This is a genomic window from Stenotrophomonas sp. LGBM10 (genome assembly GCF_046736075.1).
Lineage (GTDB): Bacteria > Pseudomonadota > Gammaproteobacteria > Xanthomonadales > Xanthomonadaceae > Stenotrophomonas.
Window position 1 is genome coordinate 107,188 of sequence record NZ_CP177163.1, and the last position, 12,400, is coordinate 119,587.

The window sequence follows — 12,400 nt, forward strand, 5'->3', positions numbered from 1 at the left end:
CCGAATCCATCATGTCGTGGGTGCGTCGCTGGCGCCGAGGGCGGTCAGCAGCGCGGTGAACTTGGCGGCGGTCTCGGCCAGCTCGGCGGCGGGGTCCGAACCGGCCACCACGCCGGCACCGGCATACAGCCGCACCTGCGTGCCCTGTACCCGCGCGCAGCGGATGGCGACATACCAGTCGCCATCGCCCTGCGCATCGGTCCAGCCAACCGCACCGGCATAGAACCCGCGCGGTACCGGCTCCAGCGAGCGGATCGTATCCAGCGCCAGGCGCTGCGGCGTTCCACAGACCGCCGGCGTGGGGTGCAGGCGCGCGACGAGCGTGGCCACCGTCGTGGCAGGGTCTTTCAGCCGCGCCTGGATGCGCGTGCCGAGGTGCCACATGCTGGCCGTGGCATGCAGCGAGGGCTGCGCGGCCGCCTCCACGTGCTCGCACAGCGGGGCCAGTGCGGCGACGATGGCCTCGACCACATGCCGGTGTTCGTCCTGGTCCTTGGTTGATGCCAGCAGCGCCTCCGCCGCACGCGCGTCCTCATCCGGATCGACGCAGCGGCGCGCGGACCCGGCGAGCGGATGCGAGTACACCAGGGGCCCGCGTCGGGAAACCAGCAGCTCGGGGGTGGCACCGACCAGCCAGGCCGGCGCGTGCCCGGCATCGGGCAACGGCACGACGTAGGTCGCCACGTTCGGGTCATGACCCAGGCGTGCCGCCAGCGCGAGCGGCGCAACCGGCTGGATGCTCGCCACGCGCAGGCTGCGCGCCAGCACGACCTTGTGCAGCGTGGCACCGGGGCTGCGCAGTACCGTGACGGCATCCGCGACCGCCTGCACATAGGTGGCCGCACTGGGCTCGGCCCGCAGGTCCGCCACCGTAGCCGGCGCGGCAACGGGCGCCGTGGGCAGCGTGTCCGTGATGGTGTCGGGCTGGAACAGCGCATCGTCCGCATCCGGGTCGAACGGCAGTGCGCCTACCAGCAGCGCGGGGCCGGGCCGTGCGGTGGCGAAGAAGCGCGCGACGCGCTCTGCAAGCGTCGCCGTGGTGCCGGCCGGCAACCGGGCGCGGCAGCCCTGCGCGGCAAGGCTGCGCCGGGGGGCACGCAACAGGAACTGCGGTGCGTCGTGCGCGGCAGCGTCGGTGTCGGCCCTGTTGTCGGGCGCGGGACCGGCGGTGAGTGCTTCGCTCACGCTGCACCTCCACGCCCGTGCAGCGTGGCGGCCGTCGCCAGCAGCAGGAGCAGGACGCCGACCAGCAGATACGGCGCGCTGGGCGACCACCGGTACATCAGCGTGCCCACCATCGGGCCGATCACCATGCCCAGCCCCTGCACCGCCGCCACCGTGCCGGCCGCCGCCCCCTGCTCATCGGCCTGCACCGCGTCTGCGGCAAGCGCCTGGAAGTTGGGGAACACGAACCCCATGCCGAACGCCGCGACACCGTACGCCAGCAGCAGCTGCCACGATGCGGCAACCGCCGCGACCGCCGCGAAGCCGACCGCGGCGATCAGCGCACCGAGGGCAATCCAGCGCCGGGGCGGAATGCGCGACAGTTTCATCACCAGCACCTGCGCCAGGATCAGGCCCACGCCCACTGCCGTCAGCGCCAACCCGGCCACGCGCGCGCCATCGGCCGGTGACAGGTGCAGGCGATCGATCGCAAAGAAGCCCACCGTCACCTGGGCAATGGTTACCGAAATCATCGCGGCAAACACGGCCAGCACCGGCAGGCGCAGGCGCGCGTCGCTCCAGGCCAGGCGCGGACGCAGGCCACCCTGACGCGGCGCGGCGGGTGCGTGCGCCGGCAGCCGCCAGGCGATCACCACCAACGCAAGCACCGGCAGCAGCGCGGCGATGTACAACGTCAGCGACAGATGCTGGTACGCGATCCAGCCGGCGGCGGCAGGACCCACCACCATGCCCAGTGCGTTCGCCGACCCCAGCTTGGCCATCGCGCCGGCACGCTGGCCCGGCGCGGCCTCATCGGCCACCAGCGCGGCGGCGGTGGGCGGCACGGCAGCGTAGAACAGGCCCACCAGCGCCCGCGTTCCCACCAGCGCCAGCACCGACACCCACAGGGCCGGCGGCGACTGCAGCGCCCTGTCGACGAAGATCGCCATCACCACGTAGATCGCCGCGTAGGCGGCCAGCGCGATCAGCAGCACGCGCTTGCGGCCAATGCGGTCGCTGAGCATGCCCCAGCGCCGTGCCGACACCATCCACAGCACGCCGGCGGCGGTCACGGAAAGGCCGGCGTGCCATTCGGCAAGCCCGAGCAGGCGCACCACCGGGCCGATCACGGCCACGAAGGACATCATGGCCATCGTGCCGACGAGGGCGGCGAATACCAGGGCGGGGAGACCAGAAACCTTCGGTGCTGCGTGCATGGGGACCACTGCCAATCAGAATGGGTGGCGCGCGCGGACCTGCCCGCGTGCGTTGATTGATCGGCTTCATCGATTCGAAAACGATGTGGCTATCGAATCAAATGATAACAGTTCGCATTCGCGAAATGGCGGCGACGGTAGCCGGCGTTCAGTCATCAATCCCCGCACACAGGCACCGGACTAAGCTCGGCGCATCCTTCCTGGTACCTCCTGATGGCTACACCCCGCCCCGCCGCGTCACCGCCGGACTTCATCGCAACGACGCCGCACACCTTCGCACTGCAGGTGATCAGTCTCACTGGCGAACTGTGGTCCGGCGACGTGCGCGAAGTGCGCCTGCCCGGCAGCGAAGGCGAGTTCGGCGTGATGGCGCAGCACACACCTCTGTTGAGCACGCTGCGCGAAGGCATGCTGTCGATCCACCCGGTGGCCGAGCCCCATCCGATGCACATCTACGTATCTGGCGGCTATGTGGAAGTCCAGCCGGGCCGGGTGATCGTGCTGGCCGACCTCGCCCTGCGCAGCGACGACCTCGACGCCGCGCGCGCGCAGACCGCACGCGATGCGGCGGCCTCGCCGATGGCGAGCGCATTCACCGACATGGCGTATGCGCGGCTGCACGCGCAACTGGTGCACGACCGCACCGTGATGCTGGAACCGCGTCGCTGGAGGTAGGTAACGGCGCCCCCCCCGCGCTGCGGCATTTGGTCACCTCTCATCGTGCGCCAGCCCAACATATGATGTTGACGATGAGGCAGACCCACACTATGTTGTGTTCATCGGCTCCCCGCTTCCGCCAGGCCCGGTGTTCCGTCACGTCCCTGCTCCGCGCACGACGTGACCCCGCGAACGACGTCTGGAAGCACGCCCCAGGTCACCGGCCCTTGCCGGCATCGACCCCCTGCCCACGCAGGCCCCCGCCTCCATGACGCCCGACCGGCCACCGCGATGCGCGCATCGCGCCACGACAACCGCGTTCTGCATGGAATTCCGATGAGCAACGACGACACCGCCACCACCGCCACCACCGCCGACATCACTGCATCGCCTGCCCCTGCCCTGGCCGCTGACGACACCCCGTTGTGGATCACCAAGGAAGGCGGAAACCGCCGCATGCCCTTCGACCGTCAGCGTCTGGAACGGACCCTGCAGGCGGTGCACGCCGAGTTCCCGCAGCTGGATCTGGCCGGGTACCTGCACGGCGTGCTGGCCCTGATCGCGCGCCGGCAGCAGCTGAGCGCCGACGAGATGGTGGACCTGCTGATCCGCGAAGCGGAATCGCGCGTGGATCTCACCGCGCCGGAGTGGGAGCATTTCGCCGCGCGGCTGTACCTGCGCCGGTTGTACAAGCGCGCCAGCAAGAACCGGTTCTACGACGCCACCCTCAAATACGGCTCCTACGTGGGCCTGCAGGAAAGCCTGGCCGACCGCAACGTGTACTCCATCGACATCCTCAAGGCGTACTCCAAAGAGGAACTGGAAGAAGCGGGCCGGATGATCGAGCCGGACCGCGACATGCTGTTCGCCTACAACGGGCTGTACCTGCTGGCGACGCGCTACCTGGCCACCGACCACTCGCGTGCGGTGTACGAGCTGCCGCAGGAGCGCTGGCTGACCATCGCGCTGTACCTGATGCAGCACGAGCACCTCAGCGGCGACCGCAGCCGGCGCCGCCGCATGCTGCTGGTGCGCGAGGCGTACTGGGCGCTGTCGCACCTGTACATGACCGTGGCCACCCCGACCCTGGCCAATGCCGGCAAGGTGGGCGGCCAGTTGTCCTCGTGCTTCATCGACACCGTCGACGACAGCCTGCAGGGCATCTACGACTCCAATACCGACGTGGCGCGGGTCTCCAAGCATGGCGGTGGCGTGGGCGCCTACCTCGGCTACGTGCGCTCGGCCGGCGCGTCCATCCGCGGCGTCGCCAACTCCTCCGGCGGCGTGGTGCCGTGGATCAAACAGCTCAACAACACCGCCGTCAGCGTGGACCAGCTGGGCCAGCGCAAAGGCGCCATCGCGGTCTACCTGGATGTATGGCATCGCGATATCGAGAACTTCCTGGACCTGCGCCTGAACAATGGCGACCAGCGCCTGCGTGCGCACGACGTGTTCACCTCGGTCTGCCTGCCGGACCTGTTCATGGAGGCGGTCGAGCGGCGCGGCGACTGGTATCTGTTCGATCCGCACGAGGTCAAGCGGATCAAGGGCTGGTACCTGCAGGACTTCCATGACGAGCAGCGCGGCCAGGGCAGCTTCCGCGACCGCTACGCCGAGGTGGTGGCCGACGAGCGCATCGGCCGGCGCACGATCAAGGCGATCGACCTGTTCAAGCGGATCATGGTGAGCCAGCTGGAGACCGGCAACCCGTTCATGTTCTACCGGGACGAAGTGAACCGGATGAACCCCAACAAGCATGCCGGCAAGGTGTACTCCAGCAACCTGTGCACCGAAATCCTGCAGAACATGAGCCCGACCCGGCTGATCCAGGAAATGATCAGCGGCGACCAGATCGTCACCACGCGCCAGGCCGGTGATTTCGTGGTGTGCAACCTGTCCTCGATCAACCTCGGCCGCGCGGTGACCGCCGCGCCGGACCTGTTGTCCAGTGACGTGCTGGAGCGGCTGGTGCCGATCCAGGTGCGCATGCTCGACAACGTCATCGACCTCAACCAGTTGCCGGTGCCGCAGGCCACCATCACCAACCGCAAGTACCGCGCGATCGGGCTGGGCACCTTCGGCTGGCACCATCTGCTGGCCCAGCAACACATCGCGTGGGATGCACGCCAGGCCGAAGACTACGCCGACACCCTGTACGAGCGCATCAACTACCTGGCCATCCAGGCCAGCATGCGCCTGGCCGAGGAAAAAGGACGCTACAGCGCCTTCCTCGGCAGCGACTGGCACAACGGCGAGTACTTCCGCGCCCGTGGCTACGACAGCCCGGCCTGGCAGGAACTGGCCGCCCAGGTGGGCGTGCATGGCCTGCGCAATGGCTGGCTGATGGCGGTGGCCCCCAATATGAGCACCGCGCAGATCGCCGGCTCCAGCGCCTCGATCGACCCGGTCTACGGCGCGTTCTACTACGAAGAGAAGAAGGACTTCCGGCGCCCGGTGGCGGCGCCGGGCCTGTCGCTGGACACCTACCCTTACTACGAGAAAGGCGCCTACCGGCTCGACCAGTTCGCCAGCATCCGGCAGAACGCGCGTCGGCAGCGCCATGTGGACCAGTCAATCAGCTTCAACCTGTACGTGCCCAGCACCATCCGCGCCAGCACCCTGCTCGCGCTGCACATGAGCGCGTGGCGCGAAGGCCTCAAGACGACGTACTACGTGCGCTCGAACGATATCGATATCGACGAATGCGAATGGTGCGGGAGCTAGTGCATCGCCTTCGCGCTGCGCGGCCCTGATCCGCCGCGCAGATCAGGGGTCCCGTCGCACCGGTACCCACTCCCCGCCGCTTCGCGGCCGCCCCCTGCCGCAGGGGGATCAACTCCGGACACCTCATGGCAACGCCGCTCGAACGCATCAAGATCCTCGAACCACGCCATCCCAACCGCTCCACCGGGATCATCAACGGCCGCACCAGCGGCATCCTCAACTGGAACGACATCCCCTACCCGTCCTTCTACCGGGCCTACAAGGAGCTGTCGACCAACTTCTGGATTCCCGACGAAGTGGACATGAAGGGTGACGCCCGCCAGTACGGCGAGCTGTCGGCCCGCGAGAAGAATGCGTACGACTCGATCATCGGCCTGCTGGCCACGCTGGATTCGCCGCAGACCCGCTTCATCTACAACGTGGCCGAGTACATCACCGACCCGGCCGCGCACGCCAACGCGGCGATCATCGGCCAGCAGGAGGTGATCCACAACGAGAGCTACAGCTATGTGCTGGCCTCCATTGCCGGGTTGGCGGACCAGAACCGGGTGTTCGAGCTGGCGCGGACCCATCCGACGATCCTGGCGCGCAACGCGCCGATCATGCAGTCCTACGACGACTTCATGCGCGAGAAGACCGCCGAGACGCTGATCCGCTCGCTGATCCAGTCGTCGATCCTGGAGGGCATCAATTTCTATTCCGGGTTCGCGTTCTTCTACAACCTGGTGCGGCAGAACCGCATGACCGGCACCGGCAAGATCATCAGCTTCATCAACCGTGACGAGCTGGCGCACACCAAGTTCATCAGCGAGCTGATCCGCGCCATCGTCGGCGAGAACCAGCAGCTGCAGGGCGAGCAGCTCACCGCCTACGTGCACGACGCGTTCGAGCACGCCATCGCGCTGGAAACACGCTGGACCGGCGAAGTGCTGGACGGTATCGACGGCATCGACGTGGACGAAATGATCCGCTACGTGAAGTACCGCGCCAACAAGATGGCCGGGATGCTCGGCATCGAGAAGCTGTACAGCGATACCAACGTCAACGTGATGCCGTGGATCAAGGCCTACGCCGACAATTTCACCGAGACCAAGACGGACTTCTTCGAGATGCGCAATGCCAGCTACAAGAAGACCAATTCGGACAACGGTTTCGACGACCTGTAGGCCGCGCCCGTGCTCCTTCTGCTGGCCTATGCGTCCCTGAGCGGCAACACCCGCGAGGTCGCGCGCATGGTTGCAGCGCGGATGTGCGCGCGAGGGCATGCGGTGCGCTGCCTGGATGTGGATGGCGCCACCGCGGACGACCTCGCCCAGCCACGCGATGCGCTGCTGCTGGGCTGCTGGACCGACAATGCCGGCCGTACCCCGGCCGAGATGAAGGCGTTCGTGGCCGCGTTGCGCGACGGCCCCGGGATGCCGCCGCCGGCACGGGTGGCGGTGTTTGGTACCGGCGAGACCCAATGGGGCCAGGAGTATTACTGCGGCGCGGCGCATCGGCTGGCGCGGTTCTTAGGTTCCCCGCACGCGGTTCTGGAGATCGAGCAGATGCCGCACGGCGATGCCGACACCCGCACCATCCACCACTGGGCCGATCACGTATCGGCCGCCATCGAGGCCTCGCCCCCATGCTGACCCTGCACGCCACCACGCCGGATGATTACCACGCCGCGCTGCGCGCGCACCCGACCGTGCTGGTCGATTTCCACAAGGACAACTGCCCGGGCTGCCGGATGCTGGAGCTGTCGCTGGCCGCGTTCGCGGCCACACCACAGGCCGAGGGCGTGGTGCTGCTGAAGGTGAAGCTGGAAACGCTCGGCGACGCCTTCTTCCGCAGCCTGGGCCTGCGCCAGACGCCAACGCTGCAACTGGTCCGTGACGGTCACGACGTAGCACGGCTGCCGGGCTTCCAGTCGCCGCAGCAGATCCATGCCGCCCTGGCAGACGCGTAGAGCCGGCATGTAGAGCCGATATGTAGAGCCGACTTCTAGTCGGCTGCGCGCGCAGCGCGCGGTGTATCGGCACCGGAACGGAAAGCAGCCGGGCAGAGCCCGGCTCTACGGGACTGCGCGCGCAGCGCGCGGGGTTATCGGCACCGGAACGGAAAGCAGCCCTCCGTAGAGCCGACTTCTAGTCGGCTGCGCGCGCAGCGCGCGGTGTATCGGCACCGGAACGGAAAGCAGCCGCGTAGAGCCGACTTCTAGTCGGCTGCGCGCGCAGCGTGCGGTGTATCGGCACTGGAACGGAAAGCAGCCGGGCAGAGCCCGGCTCTACGGGGCTGCGCGCGGTTGCCCCGGCATCGGCATGCCGCCGCGCTTATCGGGTGCGGGCTGCCAGCAGGCCGCGGCGCTTGAACCACCACTCCAGCGGCAGGGTCACCAGCGGCGGGATGGCTGCGAGCAGGGCGAGTGCCGCCGCCCACCAGGGCCAGCGCAGCTTCACGGCCGCCAGCACGGTGACGACAACGTAGGCCATGAACGCGAACCCGTGCAGCGGGCCGAACAGGCGCACGCCAACCGGGCTCGGATCGGCTGCCTGGTACTTGAAATACATGCCGATCAACAGGCCGGCCCAGGTCAGGGCTTCGATGAAGGCTACGGTGGCGAACACACGGCCCATCGGGTGCATCGGAGGTTTGGCGTTCACATCACACTCGGCGTCGCAGTCATCGGAACCGGCCATGATAGCGGCTTGCTGCGAATGCGAACCAATTGCGGGCGTGCGACACGCTGCCGCACGCCCGCAGCGCTCACACGAACATGCCGCCGGAGGCCTCCACGCGCTGTGCGTTGATCCATCCGGTGCTGGGCGACAGCAGCATCGCGGCCACCGGTCCGATGTCGTCGGGCTGGCCGGCGCGGCCCAGGGCGGTGATCGACGCCACCATCGCGTTGGTCTGCGCGTTGTCGCGCACGTGGCCACCGCCGAAATCGGTCTCGATCGCACCCGGTGCCAGCGTGTTCGCGCTGATGCCGCGTTCGCCCAGTTCCTTGGCCAGGTAACGGGTAAACACCTCCACCCCGCCCTTCATCATCGCGTAGGCCGAGCTGCCCGGCAGCGAGAAGCGCGCAAGCCCGCTGGAGACATTGAGGATGCGGCCACCGTCGGCGATCAACGGCAGCAGCGCCTGGGTCAGGAAGTACGGCCCCTTCAGATGCACCGCCACCAGGTGGTCGAACTGGTCCGGGGTGGTGTCGGCGATGGGCGCGTACAGTCCTTCGCCCGCATTGTTGAGCAGGCCCTGCAGATGGGTGGCGCCCCAACCCTGCAGGATGTCGCGCACGCGCGCGGCGACGTCGCCAAAGCCGGCGCTGTCGGCCATGTCCAGCGGCAGCGCCGCCGCACGGCGGCCGCGTGCCTGGATCTCGGCCACCACCTGCTCGGCGGCCTCGGCCTGGCTGCGGTAGGTCAGGATGACATCGGCGCCGTCGGCGGCCAGGGCCAGTGCGGCGTTGCGCCCGAGGCCACGGCTGCCGCCGGTCACCAGCACGATACGGGTCTGAAGGCTCATTTCACTCTCCTGCGTGGGTAGGAATGCAGCGTATTGGTGTTGCCGGACTGGATAAATCGCGCGATCCTGATTTGACTGTCCAAGCAGAGCGAACAATCCGTGGATCGACTCGACCAGCTCCGCAGCTTCCTGCGGGTCGCCGAACTGGGCTCGTTCACCGGCGCGGCCGACACACTCGGCCTGCCCAAGGCATCGGTATCCCTGGCGGTCCAGCGGCTGGAGGCCGAGGTTGGCGTGCAGTTGCTGCACCGGACCACCCGCCGCGTCCAGCTCACCGCCGACGGCGCGCAGTTCCAGCAGCGCGCCCGCGACCTGCTCGATGACATGGAAGAGCTGCAGGCCATGTTCCGCCGCGATACCGGCCAGTTGAAGGGCCGGCTGCGGGTGGACATGTCCAGCGGCCTGGCACGGCTGCTGGTGATTCCGCACCTGCCGGCGTTCCTGGCCCGGCATCCCGGTATCGAGATCGAACTGAGCGGCACCGACCGCCGCGTGGACCTGGTCCGCGAAGGCTTCGACTGCGTGGTCCGGGTCGGCCCGCTGGACGACAACACGCTGGTGGCCCGGCCGCTGGGATGGATGCACATCGTCAACTGCGCCAGCCCAGCCTACCTGGCCGCGCGCGGCGTGCCGCATGAACTGGCGGACCTCTCCGGTCACGCCCTGATCCACTATGTCGGCACGCTGGGGCAGCGCTCGCCCGGCTTTGAGTACCACGATGGGCAGCGCTACCAGAGCTTGCCGATGCTCGGCGCGGTAACGGTCAACAGCGGTGAGGGCTACACCGCGGCGGCGCTGGCCGGGCTGGGCATCATCCAGGTGCCCCGGCTCGGCGCCCGCCACGCGCTGGCGACGGGCGAGCTGGTGGAAGTCCTCCCGCAGTGCGTGGCCGAACCCATGCCGGTGACCCTGCTGTACGCCCAGCGGCGCCATCTGCCGCGCCGCGTCGCCGCGTTCATGGACTGGATGACGGCGCTGGTGCAGCCCGCATTGGCGCACGATGCACCCGCATCCGATGCGTGATTGCGCACGCGGATGCACGCTTATGCACGTTTAGCGCCTGAAATGCGCTAACATCCGCACATACCGCAGGCGATTCCTGCCTGAAGGTGCCTGTTTGCCCTGCGCAAGCCACCCCGCCGCCCTGCCCGAGTGCCCGACCATGCTCCCCGACGCCCTGCCTGGCGAACGCCAACAGACCATCCTTCGCCTGCTCCGTGAGCAGGGCCGCGTGTTTTCCGCCCAGCTCGCCACCCGGCTGGCCGTGTCCGAAGACTCGATCCGGCGCGACCTGCGCGATCTGGCCAGCCAGGGCCTGTGCCGCAAGGTCTATGGCGGCGCACTTCCCGCCACCCCGGACTTTCCGCCGCTGGCCGCCCGCCATGAACAGCGCCGCGAGCAGAAGCTGGCGCTGGCCCGGGTCGCCGCATCGCAGGTGCTGCCGGGCGAGCTGGTGCTGCTCGATGCCGGTTCCACCAACAGTGCCATCGCCGCCTGCCTGCCCCAGCAACAGGGCCTGCGCGTGGTCACCAACGCGCCGGACATCGCCGTGGCGCTGATCGCACGCGGCGGCATCGAGGTCACCCTGATCGGTGGCCGCGTGGACCCGCGCATCGGTGCCACGGTGGGTGCACAGGCGCTGGAAGCCATCGCCGCGGTGCGGGTGGACGTCTGCTTCATCGGCACCTGCGCGGTCGACGCCGACGCCGGCATCTGGGCGGTGGATGGCGAAGAGGCCGCGCTCAAGCGTGCCCTCCTGTCGGCCAGCAGCCGCTGCGTGGTCGTGGCCACCAACGACAAGCTCGGTGCCCAGGCCGCGCACCGCATCGGCGGCGTGGAGCAGATCGACCTGCTGGTCCTGGAGGCCGACGCCCCCCCGGCCCAGATGGACGCGTTCGCCCGTCGCGGCGTGGACATCCTGCGCGCCAGCCACGACTGAACCGTCGTGTCGATTCCCGTTCTCCCGCCTGTCGGAACCCCCATGCCTGTGCCTACCCCGCGTACCGAACAACACGCCACCCGTGCTGCCTTCTTCCTGCCTGGCTTCGCCACGGCCGCCTGGGCGCCGCTGGTGCCATTCGCCAAGGCCCGCACCGGGCTGGATGACGCCAGCCTGGGCGTGGTGCTGCTCTGTCTCGGTGCCGGTTCGCTGCTGTCGATGCCGCTGGCGGGGGTGTTCGCCGCCCGCCACGGCTGCCGCGCGGTGATGGTCGCCACCCTGCTGCTGGTGATCGCCAGCCTGCCACTGCTGGCGATCGCACCATCGCCGTGGACGCTGGGCCTGGCCCTGTTCGTGTTTGGCGCGGGTGTGGGCGCGTGCGACTGCACGATGAACATCCAGGCGGTGATGGTCGAGCGCGACAGCGGCCGGCCGATGATGTCCGGCTTCCACGCGTTCTACAGCATCGGCGGCGCGGTGGGCGCGGCCGCGATGACCACTCTGCTCGCCCTGCACCTGCCGCCGTGGCTGGTCTGCCTGCTGGCGGCGGCAACGATGGCCGCGCTGCTGGCGGTGGCGGTGCCGTTCTGGCGGCGCGACAAGGCCCCGACCGGCGCACCCGTGTTCGCGGTGCCGCACGGCGTGGTGCTGGGCATCGGCGTGCTGTGCTTCGTTGCCTTCCTTGCCGAAGGCGCGATGCTGGACTGGAGCGCGGTGTTCCTGCACGAGGTGCAGCAGGTGGAACCGGCGCGTGCCGGGCTGGGCTTCATGACCTTCGCCATCGCCATGACCGTCACCCGCCTGGTGGGTGATGGCGTGGTGGCGCGCCTGGGCCGCCACCGCGCGATCGTGCTCGGCAGCCTGGTGGCGGCAGGAGGATTCGCGCTGGCCACCTTCGCCACTGCGATGCCCGCGGCACTGTGCGGCTACGCCCTGATCGGGCTGGGCTGCGCCAATATCGTGCCCGCGTTGTTCTCGATGGCCGGCAACCAAAAGGTAATGCCCGAAAGCCTGGCCATTCCCGCGATCACCACGCTGGGGTACGCCGGCGTGCTGGCCGGTCCGGCCCTGATCGGCTTCGTGGCCCACGCCAGCAGCCTGGTGGTGGCGTTCTGCGCGGTGGCCGCCGCGCTGCTGCTGATCGGGCTGGCGTCGCGCTGGGTGCGCGCCTGAGGATGGGGTCGCGCCG

At 68.7% G+C, this 12,400-nt stretch carries 11 protein-coding genes and 1 pseudogene; 8 read left to right on the plus strand and 4 right to left on the minus strand.

Annotation, left to right across the window (positions count from 1 at the left end; all coding sequences use genetic code 11):
- Nucleotides 1–9 precede the first annotated feature (9 nt).
- Both ACLB90_RS00405 and ACLB90_RS00410 read right to left on the minus strand, forming a co-directional pair.
- The gene (locus ACLB90_RS00405) at nucleotides 10–1,185 is read right to left on the minus strand and encodes an isochorismate synthase MenF (protein WP_411851103.1); all 1,176 of its coding nucleotides are present in this window, start codon (nucleotides 1,183–1,185) and stop codon (nucleotides 10–12) included.
- A complete protein-coding gene (locus ACLB90_RS00410) occupies nucleotides 1,182–2,381 on the minus strand; it encodes an MFS transporter (protein WP_411851104.1) in 1,200 nt (399 codons plus the stop codon). Before ACLB90_RS00410 ends, ACLB90_RS00405 begins: the two co-directional genes overlap by 4 nt.
- A gap of 213 nt (nucleotides 2,382–2,594) precedes the next feature.
- Here ACLB90_RS00410 and atpC point away from each other — a divergent pair, with 213 nt between their 5' ends.
- The 5 genes and pseudogenes from atpC to ACLB90_RS00435 all read left to right on the plus strand — a co-directional run bounded on the left by atpC (nucleotide 2,595) and on the right by ACLB90_RS00435 (nucleotide 7,713).
- A complete protein-coding gene (gene atpC, locus ACLB90_RS00415; RefSeq protein WP_411851105.1) occupies nucleotides 2,595–3,056 on the plus strand; it encodes an ATP synthase F1 subunit epsilon in 462 nt (153 codons plus the stop codon).
- A 318-nt stretch (nucleotides 3,057–3,374) separates the two neighbouring features.
- Nucleotides 3,375–5,762, plus strand: coding sequence for a ribonucleoside-diphosphate reductase subunit alpha (locus ACLB90_RS00420; RefSeq protein ID WP_411851106.1), 2,388 nt, complete (start codon nucleotides 3,375–3,377; stop codon nucleotides 5,760–5,762).
- A 125-nt stretch (nucleotides 5,763–5,887) separates the two neighbouring features.
- Nucleotides 5,888–6,928: a ribonucleotide-diphosphate reductase subunit beta gene (locus ACLB90_RS00425; protein WP_411851107.1), complete on the plus strand. Its 1,041-nt coding sequence runs from the start codon at nucleotides 5,888–5,890 to the stop codon at nucleotides 6,926–6,928.
- A gap of 9 nt (nucleotides 6,929–6,937) precedes the next feature.
- Nucleotides 6,938–7,421 (plus strand): annotated as a pseudogene (locus tag ACLB90_RS00430) (flavodoxin).
- A complete protein-coding gene (locus ACLB90_RS00435; RefSeq protein ID WP_411851108.1) occupies nucleotides 7,390–7,713 on the plus strand; it encodes a thioredoxin family protein in 324 nt (107 codons plus the stop codon). Before ACLB90_RS00430 ends, ACLB90_RS00435 begins: the two are co-directional and overlap by 32 nt.
- 364 nt (nucleotides 7,714–8,077) lie before the next feature.
- On the opposite strand, the gene ACLB90_RS00440 is transcribed toward ACLB90_RS00435, so the two are convergent.
- Both ACLB90_RS00440 and ACLB90_RS00445 read right to left on the minus strand, forming a co-directional pair.
- Nucleotides 8,078–8,389 (minus strand): DUF3817 domain-containing protein, encoded by a 312-nt coding sequence (locus tag ACLB90_RS00440; RefSeq protein ID WP_411852808.1) that lies wholly within the window; start codon nucleotides 8,387–8,389, stop codon nucleotides 8,078–8,080.
- Nucleotides 8,390–8,510: 121 nt separating this feature from the next.
- Nucleotides 8,511–9,272 carry an SDR family NAD(P)-dependent oxidoreductase gene (locus ACLB90_RS00445; RefSeq protein WP_411851109.1) on the minus strand — a complete coding sequence of 254 codons (762 nt, stop codon included), beginning with the start codon at nucleotides 9,270–9,272 and terminating at the stop codon, nucleotides 8,511–8,513.
- A 99-nt stretch (nucleotides 9,273–9,371) separates the two neighbouring features.
- Between ACLB90_RS00445 and ACLB90_RS00450 the strand changes: the two genes are divergently transcribed.
- From ACLB90_RS00450 to ACLB90_RS00460, 3 genes are all read left to right on the plus strand, one after another.
- Complete coding sequence (locus ACLB90_RS00450; protein WP_411851110.1) at nucleotides 9,372–10,295, plus strand: LysR family transcriptional regulator; 924 nt, start codon at nucleotides 9,372–9,374, stop codon at nucleotides 10,293–10,295.
- Between the two features lie 139 nt (nucleotides 10,296–10,434).
- Nucleotides 10,435–11,211: a DeoR/GlpR family DNA-binding transcription regulator gene (locus tag ACLB90_RS00455; protein WP_411851111.1), complete on the plus strand. Its 777-nt coding sequence runs from the start codon at nucleotides 10,435–10,437 to the stop codon at nucleotides 11,209–11,211.
- Between the two features lie 42 nt (nucleotides 11,212–11,253).
- A complete protein-coding gene (locus ACLB90_RS00460) occupies nucleotides 11,254–12,384 on the plus strand; it encodes an MFS transporter (protein ID WP_411851112.1) in 1,131 nt (376 codons plus the stop codon).
- Nucleotides 12,385–12,400 lie beyond the last annotated feature (16 nt).